The sequence below is a fragment of the Tessaracoccus sp. MC1756 genome (assembly GCF_014164735.1).
In the GTDB taxonomy this organism is placed as follows: Bacteria; Actinomycetota; Actinomycetes; order Propionibacteriales; family Propionibacteriaceae; genus Arachnia.
Genome location: NZ_JACJFZ010000003.1, coordinates 96,163 through 118,249, shown reverse-complemented (window position 1 = coordinate 118,249; position 22,087 = coordinate 96,163). Strand labels below are relative to the sequence as shown.

Sequence of the window (22,087 nt, the reverse complement as noted above, 5' to 3'; positions counted from 1 at the left end):
TGACCAGCCCATGCACCCACCGATCAAGGAACTGCCCTGAACAACAACTCTCTCGACCAGCAGCATGCCGTGCGTAACGTCGGGGTGCCCCCGTCGATCGACATGGTCAACCTCCTCGGCCCGCGCGACGAGTACCTGCGGATCCTTGAGGAGAACCTGGCCGCAGACCTGCATGTGCGGGGTGGGCAGGTGACCCTGTCGGGCAAGGCAGTCGACGTGGCGCAGGCCGCTGACGTCATCACCGAACTCGTCACCATCCTCCGCACCGGGCAGGGCCTCACGTCGGAGACCGTCGAACGGGTCCTCCAGATGGCGGACGAACCCAACGCCACGGCCTCGGAGGTGCTCACCCAGAACATCATCTCCTCGCGTGGCCGCACCGTCCGTCCCAAGACGCTCAACCAGAAGCGGTACGTGGACGCCATCGACCAGCACACCGTCGTGTTCGGTATCGGGCCCGCCGGCACCGGCAAGACCTACCTCGCCATGGCGAAGGCCGTGCAGGCGCTGCAGGCCAAAGAGGTCAGCCGCATCATCCTGACCCGCCCGGCCATCGAGGCCGGCGAACGGCTGGGCTTCCTCCCCGGAACCCTGAACGACAAGATCGATCCGTACCTGCGGCCGCTCTATGACGCGCTCCACGACATGGTGGACGCCGAATCGGTGCCCAAGCTGCTGACCTCCGGCACCGTCGAGGTCGCCCCGCTTGCCTACATGCGCGGCCGCACGCTCAACGACGCGTTCATCATCCTCGACGAGGCCCAGAACACGTCGATGGAACAGATGAAGATGTTCCTCACCAGGCTCGGCTTCAACTCGAAGATCGTCGTCACCGGAGACATCACCCAGGTGGACCTGCCCGGCGGCATCAAGAGCGGCCTCCGCGGGGTCCAGCACGTCCTGGATGGGGTGGAGGACATCGAGTTCTGCACGTTGACCAACCGCGACGTCGTCCGCCACAAGCTCGTCGGCCGGATCGTGGCGGCCTACGACCAGTTCGAGAGCCTGGCCACGGAACGGAGGCGCGCACAGTGATCGACCTGAACAACGAATCCGGCGTCGAGGCCGACGAACTGGGCCTGATCGAACTGGCTCGCTTCGCGCTCGACAAACTGCGGATCCATCCGCAGGCGGACCTGTCGATCGTCCTCGTCGATGAGGAGACGATGGCGCAGTACCACGAGCGGTTCATGGACCTCCCAGGCCCCACTGACGTGATGAGCTTCCCCATGGACGAGCTCCGGGCGCCGAATGAAGACGAGGAGCCGCCGCTGGGCCTGCTCGGCGACATCGTGCTGTGCCCCCAGGTGACGGCGCGCCAAGCTGCAGACAACGGGCGCGAGCCTGACGCGGAGGCGGAGTACCTGCTCATCCACGGCCTGCTGCACCTCCTGGGCCACGACCACGCGGAGCCGGAGGAGAAGGCCGTCATGTTCGGGCTCAACGACCGGATCATCGCCGCCTGGGAATTGGCACGGCCCGGACGCTCCTGAGAGGCTGGGGCCCGACGTCCCGTTCCCGAACCCGCAGGAGAAGCGATGTCCACCCGGCCTCACGCCCGGTCCGAGTTGAGCCGCAGCCTGGGGCTGTGGGATGCGATCGCCATCGGGGTCGCCTCAATGGTGGGCGCCGGCGTCTTCGTCGTCTGGTCACCCGCAGCCGCTGCGGCCGGTGACCTGCTCCTCGTCTCCCTGGTGATCGCTTCGGTGGTCGCCTGGGCCAACGCCACCTCGTCGGCGCAACTGGCCGCCCAGTATCCGGCCGCCGGGGGCACCTACGTCTATGGGCGTGAGCGGCTGGGGGAGTGGCCCGGTTACCTGGCCGGGTGGAGCTTCGTCATCGGCAAGACCGCCTCCGTGGCCGCCATGGCGCTCGCCTTCGCCGCGTACCTCGTGCCCCAGGGCTGGGAGAAGCCGGTGGCTGTGGGTGCCGTCTGGGCCCTCATCGTCGTCAACCTCCTCGGCGTGAGCCGCACCGCCCAGGTGGCCAAGGTGCTCGCCTCGCTGGCACTGATCGGCATCTTCACCGCACTCGGGGTGTCGTGGTTCGGAGGCCGTGGCACGGCCACGTTCGGGTGGGCGGACATCGACGGCAGCCTCTACGGCGTGCTGCAGGCGGCCGGCCTGCTCTTCTTCGCCTTCGCCGGCTACGCACGCATCGCCACCATGGGCGAGGAGGTGCGCGACCCGCGGCGCACCATCGGCAGGGCGATCATCACGGCGCTCATCATCGTGCTGCTGCTCTACGCCGTCGTCGCCGTGTCGCTGCTGACCTGGGTCGGACCGGAGGCGCTGGCGGCCTCCAGCGCGCCGCTCACGTTGCTGACCACCGCGTATCCCGTCGCCTCGGGCATCCTCACCGGCGGCGCGGTGGCCGCCATCGCCGGGGCGCTCCTGGGGCTGCTCGCCGGCATCGGCCGCACGTTCCTGGCCATGTCGCGGGAGGGCGACCTCCCACGCTACTTCGACCACACGCACCCGCGCACGAAGGTGCCGCACCGCATCGAACTGCTGCTCGGCGTCGCCGTCACCGCGGTGGTCCTGGTGGCGGATCTGCGCGGCGCCATCGGCTTCTCGTCGTTCGGCGTGCTGCTCTACTACTTCGTCGCGAACGTCTCCGCCTACACGCAGGACGCCGAGCATCGCCGCTACCGCAGGCGCTGGCAGATCGTGGGGGCTCTGCTCTGCCTGGTGCTGGTGGCCACGTTGCCGCAGCCGTCCGTGCTGGGTGGTCTGGTCGTCCTGGTGGTGGGAGTGCTGTGGCGTCTGCTGCGGCCACGAGCGCTGCGTTAGACTCCAACGCACCATGAATTTTCTTCCGAGTGAGCGAGTTGATCGAATCCCGTGACGCAGTCCGAATGGATTGAACTGGGCGTTGCCCTCCTCTGCGCTATCGGCGCGTCGCTGCTGGCTGCGGTTGAGACCGCGCTGAGCGTCATCACCAAGTCGCGGGCCGAGCGGCTAGTGGAAGACGACGTGCGCGGCGGCGACCGCATCCTCCTCATCACCCAGGATCCGGCCCCCACCATCAACGCCGTCATGTTCGCGCGGATGGCGCTGGAGATCAGCTCCATCGTGGTGGCCACCATCGTCATGTTCACCCAGTTCGAGGTGGACTGGCAGCGGGCGCTGGCCACGATCGCGATCATGCTGGTGGTGTCGTTCATCCTCTGGGGCGTGGCACCCCGCACCATCGGTCGTCAGAAGCCCGAGGCGACGCTGCGTGCCTTCGGCCCAGCGATCAGCGCGTTGACCACCGTGCTGGGCCCCGTCGCCCAACTCATGGTGTACCTCGGCAACGCGTTGACCCCCGGCCGGGGGTACGCCGACGGTCCGTTCGCCACGGAGGCCGAGCTGCGCGACCTCGTCGACATGGCCCAGGCCCACGACCTCATTGAGGCCGGCGAATCGAAGATGATCCACTCGGTCTTCGAACTGGGCGACACCATCGTCAAGGAAGTCATGGTGCCCCGCACCGACGTCGTCTTCGTCACCCGCGACAAGACGCTGCGCCAACTCCTGTCCCTCGCGTTGCGCTCCGGCTTCTCCCGGATCCCCGTCATCGGCGAGAGCCTCGACGACGTGCTGGGCGTGGCCTATCTGAAGGATGTGGCCAAGCGCATCCACGACTTCCCGGACGCCGAACGGCTGGAGACGGTGGGCGACATCATGCGCCCCGCAGCCTTCTGCCCGGATTCGAAGCCCGTCAGCGAGCTGCTGCGCGAGATGCAGCTCAGCCATTCCCACCTCGTGCTGGTGATCGACGAGTTCGGCGGCACCGCAGGCCTGGCCACCATCGAGGATATCCTCGAGGAGATCGTCGGCGAGATCGTCGACGAATACGACCATGACACCCCAGCCGTCACTGAGCTGGGGGAGGGTCGCTACCGGATCTCCTCGCGGCTGCCGCTCGACGAACTCGGAGCCCTGTTCGGCGTGGACCTCGAGGACGACGAGGTCGAGACCGCAGGCGGCCTCATGGCAAAGCTTCTGAACCTCGTCCCGATCCCCGGCTCACGCGCCGTCGTCGGCGACCTCGAACTCGTCGCCGACCGCGCCGTTGGCCGCCGCCACCAGATCGGCACCGTGCTGGTGCGCCGTCTGAGCCGCGACGAACTGGACCACCACACTCCCCAGGAGAACACAGATGACTGACTCAACCTTCCGCTCCGGCTTCGCCTGTTTCGTGGGCCGGCCCAACGCGGGCAAGTCGACGCTGACCAACGCGCTCGTCGGCCAGAAGATCGCCATCGCCTCCAGCAAGCCCCAGACCACCAGGCACGTCGTGCGCGGCATCGTCACCCGTGACGACGGCCAGCTGATCCTGATCGACACCCCGGGGCTGCACAAGCCGCGCACGCTGCTCGGCCAGCGACTGAACGACCTCGTCTACGAGACGTGGGGTTCGGTCGACATCGTGGGCGTCTGCCTGCCCTGCGACCAGCGCGTCGGCCCCGGCGACAAGTTCATCATCGGCGAGATCGCCCAACTCCAGCGCAAGCCGAAGCTGGTGGCCCTGGCAACCAAGACCGACCTCGTGAATCCCCAGCGGATCCTTTCGCATCTGGTCGACATCGCTGCGGTGGCCGAGGAACTGGGCATCGAATGGGCAGAAGTGGTGCCCTGCTCCGCCACGGAGGGCGACCAACTCGACGTCGTGCGGGACTCGCTCCTCGGCCTGCTGCCCGAGGGCCCGCAGTTCTACCCCGACGGTGAGATCACCGACGAGCCCACGGAGACACTCATCGCGGAGTTGATCCGCGAAGCGGCCCTTGAGGGGGTGCGGGAGGAACTGCCCCACTCGATCGCCGTGACGATCGACGAGATCCTTCCACGGGCGGACCGGCCCGAGGACAAACCCTTGACCGATGTCTTCGCCACCATCGTGGTGGAACGCGATTCCCAGAAGGGCATCATCATCGGCCATCGGGGCGCACGGTTGAAGGAGATCGGGACCACGGCCCGCGAACAGATCAACCGGCTCCTGGGCACGCGCGTGCACCTCAACCTGCACGTCAAAGTGCTCAAGGAATGGCAACGCGACGCAAAACACCTCAATCGCCTGGGGTTCTGAACGGAAATCGCTCAGGGTGCCTTGAGCAAGTTCGCGGAGGCGTCGATTCAGGTCGCTCACCTGGCTCAAGTGCGCAGGCGGCCTGTTCATTACCCTGTTAACGGTAACTATTTGGTTACGGCGTGGTGGTCTTGCATGGCCAGCCGGGGTTGATGTTCCTAGTATCAAGACAAACAACCGCCCCGGTTGACCTTGACCTTAAGGAAAGGACACACACGTGAAGAAGCGTGTTTACAAGCTAGGCGTGGCCGCCATCGTCGGCGTCTTCGCCCTATCTGCCTGCGGTGGCAACGGCAACGACAATGGCAATGACGCCCCTGCCGAAGACGCCGGTAGCGAAGTTGCGCCCGCGGATCTCGAGACGACGATCAAGATCCTCGCGCCGTCCTACTCGGACAGCTCGCAGGCCGACTGGGACGCGATCACCAAGAAGTTCAATGAGGAGTACCCGAAGGTCACGGTTGAACTGCAGATCGACGGCTGGGAGAACTTCTCGCAGACCGTCCAGTCGCGCATCCAGGCCAACGACTACCCGGACATCCTGAACGACAACGCATTCTCGTCGTCCGCAGACGCCGGCCTGCTCTACCCCATCGATGATCTCCTGAGCGAGGAGACCATCAGCAACATCGACGCCGGCCTGCTGGCCAACGGCGAAGGCCCCGACGGCACGCAGTGGGCAGCCCCCGACATCGCGTCGGCCCGCATGCTTGTCTACAACACCGACCTCTTCGAGCAGGCCGGCGTGGCCGAGGCTCCCAAGACGTGGGAAGACCTCGAGGCTGCCGCCGAGAAGATCACCGCGCTGGGCGACGACATCTACGCCTACGGCATGCCCTTGGGCGCCGAAGAGGCCCAGGTCGAGTCCTCCCTCTGGGTGTGGGGCGCCGGTGGCAACTGGACCGACGGTGAGAACCTGAAGGCCGACTCCGACGTGGCCATCGAAGGCTTCACCCAGATGAAGAAGATGTACGACGCCGGCTACACGCAGCCCAACCTCGAGGACGACCGTCAGGACACCACTGACCTCCTCGCCGCGGGCAAGCTCGCGATGGCCATCGGCCACGGGCAGGTCGTGGGTGACGCCACCGCCAAGGGCATCAACGTGGCTCTGGCCCCGATCCCCTCGAAGGACGGCGAAGGCGTGGCCATCGGCGTGACGGACTTCATCGTCGCGTTCAACAACGACGATGCAGCGCGCAAGCAGGCCACCGCGGCCTACCTCGACGTGCTGTACTCCGATGAGCTCTACGAGCCCTGGTACAAGGGCACCGGCCTCCTCCCGGTGACCACCTCCACCATCGAGAAGGGCAAGGCCGAGGCCGAGGGCAACGAAGCTGCCTTCCTCGAGGCCCTGTCCGTGGTGAAGTTCCAGCCCGTCTCGAACCCCCAGTGGGATGCGCTGAAGACCGCGCTGCAGGCCAACGCCTACAAGATCGGCACCGAAGAGCCCGCCGCTCTGCTCGAGCAGATCGAAGCTCAGGTCGCAGCCCAGAGCTGATCCATCCGTGTGAAGGCGGGGTGGCACGGGAATCCCCGTGCCACCCCGCGTCACGCGAACCCCACCCACAACACGAGAAGGGACGACAGCGGTGTCGTTGACAGCCACCCCCCACATGGTGGAGCAGGTAAAGAAGCGAAAAATCTCCGGAGGCTGGGAGACGCTGCGTGCGCTTCCCTGGCTGCTGCCCACCCTGATCCTGATCGTCGGGGTCGTGCTGTACCCTGCCGCGCTGATGATCTACACCTCGTTCTTCAAGTACAACAACAAGGGCATCCAGCGCAGCCCAGACCCCGTCGGCCTCGACAACTACATCGGTAAGGCCGGAGCCCTGACGTTCCCGGGTGTGCCGATCGGCCGGATCATGGCCAACACGGTCGTCTGGGTTGTGGTCGTGGTGGTCATCACCGTGCTGTTGAGCCTCGTCCTCGCGCAGTTCCTGAACAAGCCCTTCCGCGGCCGCAAGCTGCTGCGCCTGTTCATCATCCTCCCGTGGGCCTGCTCGGTCGTCATGACGGCCACCGTCTTCCGCTACGGGCTGCAGCAGAACGTCGGCCTGTTCAACCGTCTCCTGGTCGATACCGGCATCCTCGAAACAGCACGGGCCTTCACGAAGGACCCCGGCTCTGCGTTCTGGGTGGCTGTCTTCGTGGCCATCTATGTCTCGCTGCCGTTCACGACGTACACCATCCTCGCGGGCCTGCAGGCCGTCCCCACGGATGTCCTCGAGGCCGCCCACGTCGACGGCGCCCATTCGGCCCAGCGTTACTGGCACATCGTGCTGCCGCTGCTGCGTCCCGCCATCGCGGTGGCCGCGCTCATCAACATCATCAACGTCTTCAACTCGCTGCCGATCCTCCGGATCCTGCAGGAGACCCCCGGCTACCACAACGGCCACATCACCACCACGCTCATGTACGAGTACCAGTCCGCCCTCGGCCCCGGCGTCTCGTCGGCCCTCTCGGTGCTGAACTTCCTGTTCTGCCTCGTCATCATCGCGGTCTACCTGATCATCGTGCAGCCCACGAAGGAGGTGGCCTGAGCCATGGCGAAGGTCAAGTCTGAACACATCCGCGGCGGCATCAACAAGAAGCCGAACCTCGTCGGAATCGTCATCGGCTCCATCCTCGTGGTGCTCTTCTTCGGGTTCCCCTATGCGCTGATGTTCATCACGTCGCTGAAGACACGGCTCGAGGTCACCGACATCCCGCCGGTGTACTTCCCGGAGGAGCCGCGGTGGCAGAACTACATCGACGTGTGGTCCTCGTCGGTCAACCCCGCCTCGTCGCTGCTGTCCACCACGGTGATCGCCCTCGGCGCCACCCTGCTGGTGCTCCTGGTGGCCACCCCGGCCGCCTACTACATCGCACGTTTCCGGTTCCCGGGTCGCATGGTGTTCCTCCTCCTCGTGTTGTGCACGCAGATGCTGCAGCCCACAGTGCTGGCCGTCGGCCTCTTCCAGGAGTTCAAGGGCTGGTCCGGCTACGCGGTCTGGGGGGCGCTGATCCTGATCAACGGTGCGTTCAACCTGTCGTTCGCCATCTGGATCATGCAGGCCTTCTTCGCCTCGGTGCCCAAGGAGGTCGACGAGGCCGCCCTCATCGACGGGCTCGGCAGGCTCCAGACGATGTTCCGCATCTCGCTGCCGCTGGTCTGGCCCGGCATCGTGACGGCCATCGTCTTCGTCTTCGTCAACTCGTGGAACGAGTTCGCCGCGGCCCTCATTCTGGTCCGGCAGAACGACCTCCAGCCGTTGACGGTGTCGATGCCACGCTTCCTCGGTCTCTATGTCCAGGACTGGCAGTACCTCTTCACCGTTGCGCTGGTCGCCATCGTTCCGGTGATCATCCTGTTCTCCTTCATCGAGAAGAGGCTCATCGGCGGCCTCACCGCCGGTTCCGTGAAGTAGCCATCGCCCACAAAGGCACCGCCCCCGCCGGATCGATCGTCCGGCGGGGGCGGTTTTTCATGGGCGGCACGGGCCGGATCGCCTGACCCTAAGCTCGGCATTGAGCCGGCGACGGCCACCTGGGAGGACACCGCATGAGTCACGGGGATGCTGCTATCCGCATTGAAGGCCTCATCAAACGCTTCGGTGCCTTCACGGCGCTGGACGGCCTCGATCTCGAGGTCCGTCGCGGTGAGGTCCACGGCTTCCTCGGGCCGAACGGTTCGGGCAAGTCCACCACCATCCGCGTGCTGCTGGGCCTGCTCACCTCGGACGGGGGGCGTGTCGAACTGCTCGGGGGAGACCCCTGGCGCGACGTGATCGCGCTCCACCGGCGACTTGCCTACGTCCCCGGTGACGTCTCGCTCTGGCCCGGGCTGACCGGAGGGGAAGCCATCGACCTGCTGGGCAACCTGCGGGGCGGCATCGACCCGACGCGGAGGCAGACGCTGCTGGAGCGGTTCGAGCTCGACCCCACGAAGCGGGGCCGCCAGTACTCGAAGGGCAACCGCCAGAAGGTGGCCATCGTCGCGGCGCTGGCGGCCGACGTCGAACTCCTCATCCTCGACGAACCGACCTCCGGTCTGGACCCACTGATGGAGGCGGTCTTCCAAGACGAGATCCAGGCACTCAAGGACCACGGCCGCACGGTCTTGCTGTCAAGCCACATCCTCAGCGAGGTCGAGGCGCTGGCAGACCGGGTGAGCATCATCCGGCAGGGTCGCGTGGTGCAGACCGGCACGCTGGACCAGTTGCAGGGCCTGAACCGGGTGACGATCACCGCCACCCTGGCCAGCAGGCACGCGAACCTCGCGGCGGTGCCGATCCTGCACGAATTGCGCCTGGACGAGCACGGGCGGATGTCGGCCACCGTCGAGCCTGCCGACCTCAATGACGCGATGGCGATGCTCCTGGGAATGGGGATCATGGCGCTGAAAGTGTCGCCGGCCTCGTTGGAGGACCTGTTCCTGAGCCACTACGGGGAGTCCCTGGCATGAACGGGGCCCTGACCGGGGCGCGTCCGCTGCTGAAGGTGTCGCTGAGGCAGGACGCCCACAACTTCGCACCCTGGGTGATGTTGATCTCGGTGCTCTCGGCCACATCGATCCTGGGTTACCGCTGGGTCTTCCCGGACGAGCCGGACCGCGTGGCACTGGCCACCGCGGTGGGGGCCAATCCCGCGCTGGAACTCATCTTCGGACAGGCTCGGGACCTCTTGACCAACGATGGCTTCAACGCGTGGCGCGCGGGAGGACTGGGGGCGTTCTTCGCCGGCCTGATGGCGATCCTGATCGTGGTGCGCAACAGCCGCGCGGACGAGGACTCCGGACGGGCAGAGCTGATCGCATCGGGTGTCATCACGCGCCGGGCGAGACTCGCGGTGGCGGTGGGCATCGCCGGCGTGGCGTCGGTGCTGCTCTTCGTGGTCTGCTTCCTCCTCACCTGGGCCTCAGGCGGTGACGTGGTGCCCACGCTCCTGCTGTCGGCGACGTTCTCGGCCTCGGCGCTGATGTTCGCCGGGGTGGGGGCGGTCGCGGCGCAACTGGGCGGCGACGCCCGCACCGCCAGCACCATCGCCATCGCCGTGCTGGGCGGCGCCTACGTGCTGCGGGGCTACCTCGGTATGAGCGGGGCGGGCGACTGGACCGAGTGGTTGACGCCGTTCGGCTGGCTCGCGCTGACCCGCCCGTCCACGGACAACGACCCGTTACCGCTCCTGGCGGCCCTCGCGTTGACGGCGGTGCTGCTGGCGGTGGCGATGGTCCTGCAGGACCGCCGGGACCTGGGCCTCGGCATCGTGGCGCAGCGGCCGGGAAGGGCCTCCGCCCCGAGGCTCACCGTCGACAACCTGACACTGCGCCTCCACCGGACGCCGCTGATCGTCTGGCTCCTGGCGCTCGGCTTCCTGGGTTCGGTGTGGGGAAGTCTCGTGTCCTCCGTGGACGAGGTGATCGGTGAGAACCCCGCCATGGCGAAGTTCATCGCGGCGGGGGCTCTCGACGTGGAGCAGCTCAGCTTCGCTTTCGTGGTGACGATCCTCAACCTCATCGGCATCCTCGCCGCCATCGTGGGTGCCCAGGTGATCATGCGGGTCTATGTGGAGGAGATGGAGGATCGCGTCGAACCGTTGCTGGCGGGGGCGGTGACCCGCTGGCGTTTCCTGGCCGGTCCGGTCGCCGTCGCGCTGGGCGTCAGCGCTCTCGCGACCGTGGTGGCAGGGACGGGCCTCGGGCTGGTGGCGTCGGCCGGGGACGGCGGCATCGCCGTCACAGACGTGCTCCTGCAGGCTCTGGTCAGCGTGCCGGCGGTGTGGCTCATGGTCGCTGTCTCCGTCGCTGCGGTGGGTGCCCGTCCCGCCGCCAGGATGGCCGGCTGGGCAGTCATCGTGGCGACGTTCGGCATCACGCTGCTGGGACCCACCTTCGACTTCCCGGACTGGGCCATGGCGGTGAGCCCGCTCTATCACGTGCCCAACGTGGTGGCCGACGATCCGGGCTGGGGCTCGCTGTGGGGTCTGGGCGCTGTGCTGATGGTGTTGCTGGCAATCGGCTTCGCCGGGTTCCGGCGTCGCGACGTGCAGTGACGGATGGTCCCACTCGCGGAATGGAAGCTCTCTGATCTGTGGCAGGGGAGTGCTAATGTGTGCCTCGTGGCATGGCAGACCCTCCTCCTTGGCTGCCGCAGCGAGGCCCAGAATTTCTGAGCCGGATCTCCTCGCTGCGGTGCTTCGTCGTGTCTGGCACCTGAACCCCAGCCCAGGAGAGTTTCAATGATTGAGATCAACCACCGCAAGCAGCCCAAGCCTGTTCAGCAGCCCACGGGCATGCCGGTGCACCGCTACACCCCCTTCGTGCCGGTCGACGTACCGGACCGCACCTGGCCGTCCAAGAGGATCGACAAGGCGCCCCGCTGGCTGTCCACGGACCTGCGTGACGGCAACCAGGCCCTCATCGACCCGATGACACCCTCGCGCAAGATGCGCATGTTCGAACTGCTGGTCGAGATCGGCTACAAGGAGATCGAGATCGGTTTCCCGTCGGCCTCCCAGACGGATTTCGACTTCGTGCGGCAGCTCATCGGAGAGGGCCGCGTCCCCGAGGACGTGACCATCTCCGTGCTGACCCAGGCCCGCGAGGACCTCATCAGGCGCACCGCGGAATCACTGATCGGCGCCAACCGCGCCACCATCCACATGTACAACGCCACCGCGGAACTGTTCCGCAACGTGGTCTTCCGCATGTCCGAAGAGGAATGCGTGGAGATGGCGCGGCGCGGTACCGGGATGGTGATGAAGTACGCCGACAAGTACCTGCGCGACGTGCAGTTCGGCTACCAGTACTCCCCGGAGATCTTCACCCAGACGCCCACGGACTTCGCCGTCGAGGTCTGCAACAACGTGGCGGACGTCTGGCAGCCCGGAGAGGGTCGCGAGATCATCTTCAACCTGCCGGCCACCGTCGAGCGTTCCACGCCGAACACCTACGCGGACCAGATCGAGTACTTCATCCGCAACGTGAAGAACCGTGAGCACGTGGCCGTCTCGCTGCACCCGCACAACGACCGTGGCACGGCCGTCGCCGCCGCGGAGCTCGGCCAGATGGCGGGCGCCGACCGCGTCGAGGGCTGCCTGTTCGGCCACGGCGAGCGCACCGGCAACGTCGACCTGGTCACGCTGGCCCTGAACCTGTACACGCAGGGCGTGGACCCGGAGCTGGACCTGCACGACATCGACCACATCCGGCGCACCGTCGAGTACTGCACCGGCCTGCCGGTGCACCCGCGGCACCCCTACGCGGGCGACCTGGTGTACACCGCGTTCTCCGGCTCCCATCAGGACGCCATCAAGAAGGGGCTGGAGCACCTCGAGAACCTGGCCGATGAGGCCGGCAAGCAGGTCGCGGAGATGCCCTGGGAGGCGCCGTACCTGCCGATCGACCCGCATGACGTGGGCCGCACCTATGAGGCGGTCATCCGCGTCAACTCGCAGTCGGGCAAGGGCGGCATGGCCTACCTGATGAAGTCCGAGTTCAAGATGGACCTCCCGCGTCGCCTGCAGATCGAGTTCAGCCGCGCCGTTCAGCAGCACACGGAGACCACCGGCAGCGAGGTCACCCCGCAGGAGATCTACGACATCTTCAGGTCGGAGTACCTCGCCGAAGGGCCGTGGCGGCTGAACAGCGCCGGCACCACGTCCAGCAACGGCAGCTTCGTGGTGCACGCCAGGGTGGACGGCCCCAGCCGGACCGCCGTCGGGATCACCGGCGAGGGCAACGGCCCGGTGTCGGCGTTCGTCGACGGTCTGGTCGAGGCCGGCGCCCACGTGCGGGTGCTGGACTACACCGAGCACGCCCTGGATTCGGGCGGCGACGCCCAGGCCGCCGCGTACGTCGAGTGCGAGATCGGCGAGGGTGACGATGCTGAGGTCCTGTGGGGCGTCGGGATCGACCCCTCGATCACGAGCGCCTCGATGAAGGCCATCCTGAGCGCCCTCAACCGCTCCGCCCGCTGACGCCTGTGAGACCCGCGAACCCACCGGGGTGCGCGGGTCTCACGCAGCTGCACCGGGTGAGCATCGGGTAGGTTGGCAGGCATGCCGAAACTCACCGACCCCGTAGCCGGTGACGCCGACTCCCTCTACGAGCACTTCACGGCCTGGGCCGAGAGCCAGTCCATCTCGCTGTATCCGCACCAGGAGGAATCGGCGATCGAGTTGTTCTCGGGCAACAACCTCGTCCTGGCCACCCCCACCGGTTCGGGCAAGTCACTGGTGGCGATCGCGGCGCACTTCGCCGCGCTGAACACCGACAGGGTGAGCTTCTACACCGCGCCCATCAAGGCGCTGGTGAGCGAGAAGTTCTTCGCCCTGTGCCAGGTCTTCGGAGCCGACAACGTGGGCATGGTCACCGGCGACGCCTCGGTCAACGCCGATGCCCCCATCATCTGCTGTACGGCTGAGGTGCTGGCCAACATCGCGCTGCGTGAGGGCAGGAACGCCGACGTCGGCCTGGTCATCGCAGACGAGTTCCACTTCTACTCCGAGCCGGACCGCGGGTGGGCCTGGCAGGTGCCGCTGCTGGAGCTGCCGCAGGCGCAGTTCCTGCTGATGAGCGCCACGCTTGGCGACGTGGACCGGCTCATGGAGCAGCTCTCCGAGCGGTCCGGTCGCAGCACCAGCATCATCGACGATGCAGAGCGCCCCGTCCCCCTCATCTTCGAATGGTCGTTGACGCCCATGCAGGAGAAGGTCACAGACCTGGTGCACGAGCAGAAGGCGCCCGTGTACATCGTCCACTTCACGCAGGCGGATGCGTTGGAACGGGCCCAGGGCCTGCTCAGCCTCAACTTCATCACCAAGCACGACGCGGAACGCATCCAGGAGGAGATCGGGGCCTTCCGGTTCGGGCCCGGCTTCGGGAAGATCCTGTCCGGGCTGGTCAGGCGCGGGATCGGGGTCCACCACGCCGGCATGCTGCCCAAGTACCGCCGCCTCGTGGAGCAACTGGCCCAGACCGGCCTGCTCAAGGTCATCTGTGGCACCGACACCCTGGGCGTGGGCATCAACGTGCCCATCCGCACCGTCCTGTTCACCGGGTTGAGCAAATACGACGGCAACCGCGTCCGCAGGCTGCGCTCACGCGAGTTCCACCAGATCGCGGGGCGCGCGGGCCGGGCCGGTTTCGACACCGTCGGGTTCGTCGTCGTCCAGGCGCCTGAGCACGTCATTGAGAACGAGCGCGCGCTCGCCAAGGCGGGCGACGACGAGAAGAAGCGGCGCAAGGTCGTGCGCCGCAAGCCGCCTGAGGGTTTCGTCGGCTGGAACGACGAGGTCTACGAGAAGATCATCGTGGCGGAGCCGGAGAACCTCGTCTCCCGCATGCAGGTCACCCATTCGACCATCCTCAACATCGCACAGCGACCGGGCAACGGGTACGAGGCGATGGTGCACCTCATCGAATCCAGCCATGAGGGGCGCGAGCGCAAGAAGGCCCTCCGCCGTCGTGCCTTGGTGCTGACGAAGGGCCTGCTGAACTCCGGCGTGCTCGTCAAGCGCGCCGAGCCCGACGCGACGGGTAGTTGGTGCGAGCTGGGTGAGGGCGTCAGCGAGAACTTCGCGCTGAACCAGCCGCTGGCACCGTTCGCCGTCGCCTCGCTGGAACTTCTCGACCCGGATTCCCCCACCTACCACCTGGATGTCGTCTCCGTGATGGAGGCGGTGTTGGAGGACCCGTTCCAAGTGCTGCTCGGGCAGCAGCACGTCGCCCGCGGCGAGGCCATCGCGCAGATGAAGGCCGACGGCATCGAGTACGACCAGCGCATGGAACTCCTGGAGGAGGTGACCTGGCCCAAGCCCCTGGCCGAACTGCTCGAGGCCGCCTTCGAGTTGTACGCCGGCGCCCACCCCTGGGTCGACCCGACGGGCCTCTCGCCCAAGTCCGTGGTGCGCGACATGTGGGAGCGGGCGATGAACTTCACCCAGCTCATCTCCGTGTACAAGTTGCAGCGCAGCGAGGGCACAGTCCTGCGCTACCTCACAGACGCGTACCGGATCCTCCGCCACACCGTGCCCGACGAGTACCGCACCGAGCAGTTCGACGACCTCGTCGAGTGGCTGGGGGAGACGGTGCGCCAGACGGACTCGTCGTTGCTCGACGAATGGGAATCCCTGACGGACCCCGACAAGGTGGCCGCCGCGGCCGCCTTGGCCGCCCAGGGTGCGCCGCCGCCCCCGCCCCGTCCGGTGACGGGCAACGAGCGCGCGTTCACCGCGATGATCCGCACGGCGATGTTCCGGCGGGTCGAGTTGGTCGCCGCAGACAACTGGGAGGGGCTGGGCAGCCTCGACGAGTCCGCCGCCGCACTGACGGAGCCCCCCATGCCGGTCCTGATGAGCCGCGACGACTGGGACGAGGCCCTCGCCCTCTACTGGGACGACTACGACGACGTGCTGCTCGACGGCGACGCCCGCGGGCCGGACCTCTTCCGGCTGGAGAAGGGCAAGGACGTCTGGAAGGTGACCCAGGTCATCCATGACCCCGACGGCAACCACGACTGGCGTATCGCTGCCGAGGTGGATCTGGCCGCCAGCGACGCCGTCGGGGTCGCGGTTGTCCGCACCACGGAATTCGCGCGGTTCGGCTGAGCGAAGAGGGCTAGGCTCAGCGTCGGGACAAGGAGTGCCGATGAATGACCAACGACGCGGTGTGACGCTGCGCTTCCTGGCGGAGCCGTTCGACGCCAACGTGCGCGGCGCGATGGACGCCGGCAAGGTACTCGAATGGATCGACAAGGCTGGCTATGCCGCGGCCGTCGGGTGGGCGGGCACCTTCGCCGTCACCGGCTACGTCGGCAACACCCACTTCGTGAAGCCCATCCGCGTGGGCGACCTCGTCGTCGTGCAGGCGCGCGTGGTCTACACCGGCACCACGTCGATGCAGATCGTGTGCACCGTCACCAGCGGCGACCCCCGCTCGGCGGAACGGGTGCTCAACACCCAGTGCATCCTGCAGTTCGTGGCCATGGAGGATGACAAGCCGGTGCCCGTGCCGAAGTTCTTCCCGCAGGACGACTGGGAACTCGAGCAGCACGCCCGCGCCGTCGAACTCAATGCGGCACGCCGGGCCATCGAGGCCGACATGCGTGCCCAGATCTACAGCGACGAGACCGAGGTCTGCCGCGAGACGCTGCGCTTCCTGGCCGCACCCACGGACGTGAACTGGGGCGGCAAGGTGCACGGCGGCTACGTGATGGCCTGGATCGACACCGCGGCCCGCGTCGTGGCGGAGCGCTGGCACGCCGGCCCGGTGGCGTCGGTGTACGCCGGCGGCGTCCGGTTCTACCGGCCGATGTTCATCGGCGACCTCGTGGAGGTAGATGCCAGGCTCATCCACACCGGCAACACCAGCATGCACGTGTCGATCTCCGTGCGGTCCGGCGACCCCCGCACCCGCGAGCTGCGCGAGACCACACACTGCACGTTCGTCTACTGCGGCGTCGACGCGGAGGGCCGCAAACGGCCCGTCCCGTCCTGGGATCCGAAGCTGCTCGGCGACATCGCGCTGGACGAGCATGCCAAGAAGGTCATCGAGCTGCGCCGACAGCTGCTCCGCCCGCTCCCGAGAGAGTTCCCCCCGGACTTCGAGTGAGGCTCAGGCGCTGCCGAACCGCCGGTCGCGTGAGACGTACTGCTCGACGGCGGCCCAGAGGTCGCGGCGGCTGAAATCCGGCCAGAGGCGATCCAGGAAGATGAACTCGGCGTAGGCCGACTGCCACAACAGGAAGTTCGAGATCCGCTGCTCCCCGGAGGAGCGCAGGAACAGGTCGACGTCCGGGATCTCCGGCTCGTCCAGGAACTTCTGGAACCGGTCTTCGGTGAGCCTGTCGGGGTCGAGCTTCCCGTCACGGGCCAGCCGCGCAATCTCGCGGGCGGCGTCGACGATCTCGGCCCGGCCACCGTAGTTGACGCAGAACTGGAGCGTCAGCGTCGTATTGTGCCGGCTCATCTCCTCGGCCACCTCAAGTTCCTTGATGACTGATCCCCACAGCCGGGGGCGCTGCCCTGCCCAGCGGATGCGCACCCCCAACTCGTTCAACTCGTCTCGACGACGGTGGATGACGTCGCGGTTGAACCCCATCAGGTAGCGCACCTCGTCGGGGGAGCGCTTCCAGTTCTCTGTGGAGAACGCGTAGGCCGACAGGTACGGGATGCCGATCTCGATGGCGCCGTGGATCACGTCCAGCAGCGACGCCTCGCCCATCGCGTGGCCCTCGGTGCGTTTCAGCCCGCGCTGCTTCGCCCAGCGGCCGTTGCCGTCCATCACGATCGCGACGTGGCGGGGGAGGGCCTGCTTCGGCAGCTGTGGTGGGGTGGCCCCGCTGGGATGCGGGGTGGGGCGACGGCGGGGCTCGGGCACGGCACGAGACTACCGGCCTATCATCGTGGTGTGCCCACCTACCGTGACGAAGCAGTGGTGCTGCGGACCCACCAGCTTGGTGAGGCCGACCGCATCATCACGTTCCTCACGCGCCGCAACGGCAAGATCCGGGCGGTGGCCAAGGGCATCCGGAAGACGTCGAGCCGATTCGGAGGCCGGTTGGAGCCCTACTGCCAGGTGGACATCCAGTTCGCGGAGGGCCGCGGCTCGCTGGAGGTGGTGACCCAGGTCGAGGCGATGCACGTCAGCAGGCTCGCCGCTGACTACTCGCGCTTCACGGCGGCCGAGGTCCTTGTCGAGACCGCTGACCGGCTCGTGTCCGAAGAGGGTAGCCCAGCCGTCCAGCAGTACCGGCTGCTGGCCGGTGCCCTGAGGGCGCTGGAGGACCCCCAGCGGCCGTATCCCCTGGTGGTGGACTCCTATCTGCTCCGGTCCCTCGCGGTGGCCGGTTACGCCGTCTCGACGGTGCGGTGCGCCGGCTGCGACAACGCCGAGGTGCGCTGGTTCTCGCCCCAGAGCGGCGGGGCCGTGTGCACCGCGTGCCGGACATCCGGCTCAGCCCCCTTGGAGGCGCAGGCGGCCGTCCACCTGGGTGCGCTGCTCGCGGGCGACTGGGCCACGGCCACCGCCACGGACGTGGGCACCGCCAAGAGTGTGGACGGCATGGTGGTCGCGTACGCCACGTGGCACCTCGACCGGGCGCTCAGATCGTTGCCGTATTTCGAACGGTAGGGTCTGGGCCATGGCACGACTCTTGGCGACAGACGTCGACGGCACGCTGATCACGACGGCGCACCAGATCTCCGAGCGGACCCGCGACGCTTTCCGCGCGGCCAAGGACGCCGGCATCGAGGTGATCGCGATCTCGGGACGACAGCCCTACTCCATCGCTGCCATCGTCCACGGCACCGCTCTCGACGGTGACGCAATCGGCTCCAACGGCGCGGTGGCGATGAACCTCAACTCACGCGAGGTGCACTTCGCGCAGACGATGGAGCTCACGGCCCAGCGGGAGATCGCCGACCGGCTGCTGGAGCTGTTCCCCGGCATCAAGCTGGTATCAGTCCGTTCGGCCGGTGACTCGTACATGGCCGAAGATGGCTACACGGGGCTTCAGGATCACGGCGCCTGGGAGACGCGGTGGCCGGTTCGCCACTGGTACGGCCCGCGCGAGGAGGTGCTCGCCGAGGCTTCACTCAAGCTGGTGGTGCGCGACGACGCGATCATGCCCGACGACCTGCTCGCGGCCGCGCGTGCCCTCGGGGTCCCCGGCTGCCACCCGACCACCTCCGGCGCGCCCTTCCTGGAGGTGGGACCAGCCGGCGTGACGAAGGCCAGCGCGCTGGAACGCTACTGCGCGGCGCGCGGGATCGACCGCAGCGACGTCGTCGTCTTCGGCGACAACATCAACGACCTGGAAATGTTGCGCTGGGCCGGGTTGGGGGTGGCCATGGCCAACGGCGAGCCCGAGGCCCGCGCCGCGGCAGACCACGTGACACTGAGCAACGACGACGACGGGGTCGCCGTCGTGATCGAGGAGATCCTCGCCAACGCCGGGGGCTAGGAACAGTCTCGGCAGAGGCCGAAGATCTCCAGTTCGTGCCCGGCGTCGGTGAAGCCGTGCTTGCGCGCCATCAGCGCCGCCCACTCCTCCACCTCATCGGCCTGGATCTCCACCGAGTGGCCGCAGGAGCGGCACACCAGGTGGTGGTGGTGACCGGAGGAACAGGCCCGGTAGGCCAGTTCGCCCTCCGGGGTGCGCAGCACGTCCACCTCGTCGGAGTCCGCCATCGACTGCAACGCCCGGTACACGGTGGCCAGACCCACCTTGGCGCCCTCGTCGCGGAGGAGGTCGTGCACCTGTTGAGCCGTCCGGAACTCCTCGACACGCTCCATGAGGTCGCGCACCGCGGCGCGCTGCCAGGTCTGGCGGGTGCCGGCGCGGGGGGTGTCAGTGCTCGTCATAGTGGTCTCCGTGGCGGGCGTGGCGGTGGCCGTCGTGGACGAAGTCCAGGTGGTCGCCATGCTGGATCACCTGGACACCCGGCTGGCGGGCATGGCGGTCGTCGTGGTTCTCGGCCTTCTCGTGGGGGTGCTGGCCGTGGTCCTCGACGTAGGGGATGAAGCGGTTGGACCTCTTGAGCTTCCCTCCGACGAGCCAGGACACGCCCAGCAGCGCGATCGAGGTCACGACGATGGTGGCGCCGGTGGCGGTGTCCAGGTAGAACGAACCGATGGTGCCGCCCACCGCTGCCAGTGCGCCGATGCCCATCGCCCCGAAGAAGGAGGCCGTGAATCCCACGAACGACTGCTGGGCCGTGGCCACCGGGATGACCATCAGGGCGCTGATGAGGAGGAGCCCGACGGTGCGCATCGACACAGTCACGGTGACGGCGGCGAGGACCACGACGAGCAGGTTGAGCCACTTCACCCTGATGCCGAGCACCTGGGCGTAGTTCTCGTCGACCGACACGGCGAACAGCCGGGGGGCCAGCGTGATGGTGATGCCCAGGATGAGCACCGCGAGCGCGATGATGACGTAGATCTCCGTCTGGCTGACGGACGTGAGCGAGCCGAAGAGGAAGCCCGAGAGGCCGGCGGCGCCCTGACCGGCGATACCGGCCATCAGCACGCCGGAAGCCAGGCCGCCGTAGAACAGGATGGCCAGCGCCAGGTCTCCAGACGCCTTGCCGTGCTGGCGCAACAGCTCGACGACGATCGCCCCGATGACACAGGTGATCACGGCGATGGGCAGGGGAGCGCTTCCGGTCATGAGCGCGAGACCCACGCCCATGATCGCGACGTGGCCGAGCCCGTCGCCCAGCAGGCTCATCTTGCGCTGCACGATGAAGGTGCCGATCGCGGGCGCGATGAGTCCGCTCAGCATGGCGGCCACGAGCGCGCGCTGCATGAATGGCAGCGAGAGGATGTCGATCATGCGAGCACTCCTGACATGGGGTCCTCGACGCCGAACACGGAGGCAGGCACCAGGTCGGGCGCGCATTCAGCGGCCGACGGGTGCTCATCGTCCACGACGCGGCCGTCGCAGAGTGTCACTGAGCGGCTGAGGATGGGCTGCATGTAGCCCCGCTCGTGCAGGACGACCAGGAGCGCCAGGCCGTCCTCACGCAGCCGGCCCAGCAGCGCTGCCATGCCGGACTGGCTGTGCAGATCCACCCCGGCGAGGGGTTCGTCCATGACCAGCAGATCGGGGTGGGAGGCGAGGGCGCGTGCGATCAGCACCCGCTGCTTCTGGCCGCCGGACAGAGACCCGAACGGCCAGTGCATCCGCTCCTGCAGCCCCACGAGTTCGAGGGCCTCGTCGAGCGCCACCTTGTCCTTACGCGTCAACCACTGGAACGGCCTGCGGTGCGCCAAGCGGCCGGAGGACGCGATCTCGCGGACCGTGGCATTGGGCACTGTGATGGCGGAGTGCTGCGGCACGTAGCCGACGCGCCACCAGTCGCGGAAACCGGGGAGGTGCTCGCCGAAGAGTTCGACGGAGCCCTCCTGGTAGGGGACCAGGCCCAGCAGGGTCTTGACCAGGGTGGATTTGCCGGAGCCGTTGCCGCCGAGCAGCGCGACAGCCTCGCCGCTGTCCACGTGGATGTTCACATCCCGCAGGATGGGCATGCCGCCCATCGAGACGAAGAGCCCCCGTGCGTCGAGAGGGTCAGTTGCATTCATTGGCACTCCTCAGCGCCTCCAGATTGGCGCGCATGATGGAAGGGTAGTCGTCGCCCGGGGATTCTTCAGTGACGCCTTCGAGGGGATCCAGCACCGCGGTCTTCAAGCCGAGGTCGCCGGAGATCGACCTCGCCATGGCATCCGAGGTGAGGGTCTCGAAGAAGATGGTGGTCACGCCATGCCGCTTCGCCTCCTCGTGGACCTCCGCGATCCGTGCGGGGGAGGGCTCGCCGTCGGGGTTGATCCCCGAGATGCCGATCTCCTCGAGGTCGTAGCGTTCGGCCAGGTAGTTGAACGCCGCGTGGGTGGTGATGAATTCCTGGCGCACACACTCGCTGAGGCCTGTCGAGTACTCCTCGTCGAGGGCGTTGAGTTCCTCGACGGCGGACGCGGCGTTGGCCCGATAGGTGTCGGCTTGTTCGGGGGATGCTTCGGCGATCCGGTCGGCGATGGCCTCGACGACGGTGCCCATCCGCTCGGGATCGAGCCAGAAGTGGGGGTCGAGGTCGGCGTGCTCGTCCTCGGCCTCATCGTGGCCATGGGCTTCGGCGATGGGGGCCAGCTCGATCACGTCGGCCACGTTGAGTGCCCGTTCGCTCCCTGTCTGCGCGATGGCGGTGTCGACCTCGGGCTGGAATCCGTCGAGGTACACCACGACGTCGGACTCGGTGAGCGAGGCGATCTGGCGCGGCGTGAGTTCGAGGCCGTGGGCCTCGCCGCCCGGCCTGGTGAGCACCTCGACGGTGCCTTCGGCCTCGCCCAGCACCTGCTCCGTCGCCCACTGCAACGGGTAGAACGCGGCGATCACCGTGGGGCCCTCACCGCCGGTGCTTCCGGAGGAAGGAGAACCGCAGGCGGTGAGGACGAGGGTGGTGGCTGCGGCGACAGCCAGGGAGGCGCGGAGCTTCACGTTCATGAGAACCATTATCAACAACGCGGGGCGGT

The 22,087-nt window shown here is 67.4% G+C and carries 20 protein-coding genes; 15 read left to right on the top strand and 5 right to left on the bottom strand.

The window, feature by feature from the left end:
• Window positions 1-102 precede the first annotated feature (102 nt).
• From H5393_RS09665 to H5393_RS09605, 13 genes are all read left to right on the top strand, one after another.
• Complete coding sequence (locus H5393_RS09665) at window positions 103-1,035, top strand: PhoH family protein (protein WP_182766618.1); 933 nt, start codon at window positions 103-105, stop codon at window positions 1,033-1,035.
• Window positions 1,032-1,493, top strand: coding sequence for an rRNA maturation RNase YbeY (ybeY, locus tag H5393_RS09660; RefSeq protein WP_182766479.1), 462 nt, complete (start codon window positions 1,032-1,034; stop codon window positions 1,491-1,493). Before H5393_RS09665 ends, ybeY begins: the two co-directional genes overlap by 4 nt.
• A 45-nt stretch (window positions 1,494-1,538) precedes the next feature.
• Window positions 1,539-2,792 (top strand): APC family permease, encoded by a 1,254-nt coding sequence (locus H5393_RS09655; RefSeq protein ID WP_182766478.1) that lies wholly within the window; start codon window positions 1,539-1,541, stop codon window positions 2,790-2,792.
• A 51-nt stretch (window positions 2,793-2,843) separates the two neighbouring features.
• Window positions 2,844-4,154 (top strand): hemolysin family protein, encoded by a 1,311-nt coding sequence (locus H5393_RS09650; protein WP_182766477.1) that lies wholly within the window; start codon window positions 2,844-2,846, stop codon window positions 4,152-4,154.
• On the top strand, window positions 4,147-5,073 hold the full coding sequence (era, locus tag H5393_RS09645; RefSeq protein ID WP_182766476.1) for a GTPase Era: 927 nt from the start codon (window positions 4,147-4,149) through the stop codon (window positions 5,071-5,073). The genes H5393_RS09650 and era overlap by 8 nt, the downstream gene beginning before the upstream one ends.
• 217 nt (window positions 5,074-5,290) lie before the next feature.
• Entirely contained in the window at window positions 5,291-6,574 is a 1,284-nt protein-coding gene (locus tag H5393_RS09640) for an extracellular solute-binding protein (RefSeq protein ID WP_182766475.1), read from the top strand.
• A 91-nt stretch (window positions 6,575-6,665) separates the two neighbouring features.
• Window positions 6,666-7,616 (top strand): carbohydrate ABC transporter permease, encoded by a 951-nt coding sequence (locus H5393_RS09635; RefSeq protein ID WP_220488325.1) that lies wholly within the window; start codon window positions 6,666-6,668, stop codon window positions 7,614-7,616.
• A gap of 3 nt (window positions 7,617-7,619) precedes the next feature.
• Complete coding sequence (locus H5393_RS09630; protein ID WP_083665350.1) at window positions 7,620-8,483, top strand: carbohydrate ABC transporter permease; 864 nt, start codon at window positions 7,620-7,622, stop codon at window positions 8,481-8,483.
• 134 nt (window positions 8,484-8,617) lie between these two features.
• Complete coding sequence (locus H5393_RS09625; protein WP_182766474.1) at window positions 8,618-9,520, top strand: ABC transporter ATP-binding protein; 903 nt, start codon at window positions 8,618-8,620, stop codon at window positions 9,518-9,520.
• Window positions 9,517-11,106 (top strand): ABC transporter permease, encoded by a 1,590-nt coding sequence (locus H5393_RS09620; protein WP_182766473.1) that lies wholly within the window; start codon window positions 9,517-9,519, stop codon window positions 11,104-11,106. The genes H5393_RS09625 and H5393_RS09620 overlap by 4 nt, the downstream gene beginning before the upstream one ends.
• A gap of 186 nt (window positions 11,107-11,292) precedes the next feature.
• Window positions 11,293-13,032, top strand: a complete 1,740-nt coding sequence (leuA, locus tag H5393_RS09615; RefSeq protein WP_182766472.1) for a 2-isopropylmalate synthase — start codon at window positions 11,293-11,295, stop codon at window positions 13,030-13,032.
• Window positions 13,033-13,113: 81 nt separating this feature from the next.
• Window positions 13,114-15,663: an RNA helicase gene (locus H5393_RS09610; RefSeq protein ID WP_182766471.1), complete on the top strand. Its 2,550-nt coding sequence runs from the start codon at window positions 13,114-13,116 to the stop codon at window positions 15,661-15,663.
• A 40-nt stretch (window positions 15,664-15,703) separates the two neighbouring features.
• Window positions 15,704-16,666, top strand: a complete 963-nt coding sequence (locus H5393_RS09605) for an acyl-CoA thioesterase (protein WP_182764736.1) — start codon at window positions 15,704-15,706, stop codon at window positions 16,664-16,666.
• A gap of 3 nt (window positions 16,667-16,669) precedes the next feature.
• On the opposite strand, the gene H5393_RS09600 is transcribed toward H5393_RS09605, so the two are convergent.
• On the bottom strand, window positions 16,670-17,434 hold the full coding sequence (locus H5393_RS09600) for an isoprenyl transferase (protein ID WP_182766470.1): 765 nt from the start codon (window positions 17,432-17,434) through the stop codon (window positions 16,670-16,672).
• 30 nt (window positions 17,435-17,464) lie between these two features.
• Here H5393_RS09600 and recO point away from each other — a divergent pair, with 30 nt between their 5' ends.
• Both recO and H5393_RS09590 read left to right on the top strand, forming a co-directional pair.
• Window positions 17,465-18,187 carry a DNA repair protein RecO gene (gene recO / locus H5393_RS09595; RefSeq protein WP_182764734.1) on the top strand — a complete coding sequence of 241 codons (723 nt, stop codon included), beginning with the start codon at window positions 17,465-17,467 and terminating at the stop codon, window positions 18,185-18,187.
• A 10-nt stretch (window positions 18,188-18,197) separates the two neighbouring features.
• The gene (locus tag H5393_RS09590; RefSeq protein ID WP_182766469.1) at window positions 18,198-19,019 is read left to right on the top strand and encodes a Cof-type HAD-IIB family hydrolase; all 822 of its coding nucleotides are present in this window, start codon (window positions 18,198-18,200) and stop codon (window positions 19,017-19,019) included.
• On the opposite strand, the gene H5393_RS09585 is transcribed toward H5393_RS09590, so the two are convergent.
• Genes H5393_RS09585 through H5393_RS09570 form a run of 4 tightly spaced genes read right to left on the bottom strand, consistent with a single transcriptional unit; the run spans window position 19,016 to window position 22,058 of the window.
• Complete coding sequence (locus H5393_RS09585) at window positions 19,016-19,420, bottom strand: Fur family transcriptional regulator (protein WP_182766468.1); 405 nt, start codon at window positions 19,418-19,420, stop codon at window positions 19,016-19,018. The genes H5393_RS09590 and H5393_RS09585 overlap by 4 nt on opposite strands.
• Window positions 19,407-20,393 (bottom strand): metal ABC transporter permease, encoded by a 987-nt coding sequence (locus tag H5393_RS09580; protein ID WP_220488324.1) that lies wholly within the window; start codon window positions 20,391-20,393, stop codon window positions 19,407-19,409. Before H5393_RS09580 ends, H5393_RS09585 begins: the two co-directional genes overlap by 14 nt.
• Window positions 20,390-21,142, bottom strand: a complete 753-nt coding sequence (locus H5393_RS09575) for a metal ABC transporter ATP-binding protein (protein ID WP_182766467.1) — start codon at window positions 21,140-21,142, stop codon at window positions 20,390-20,392. The genes H5393_RS09580 and H5393_RS09575 overlap by 4 nt, the downstream gene beginning before the upstream one ends.
• Window positions 21,129-22,058, bottom strand: a complete 930-nt coding sequence (locus H5393_RS09570; RefSeq protein WP_255436440.1) for a metal ABC transporter substrate-binding protein — start codon at window positions 22,056-22,058, stop codon at window positions 21,129-21,131. The genes H5393_RS09575 and H5393_RS09570 overlap by 14 nt, the downstream gene beginning before the upstream one ends.
• Window positions 22,059-22,087 lie beyond the last annotated feature (29 nt).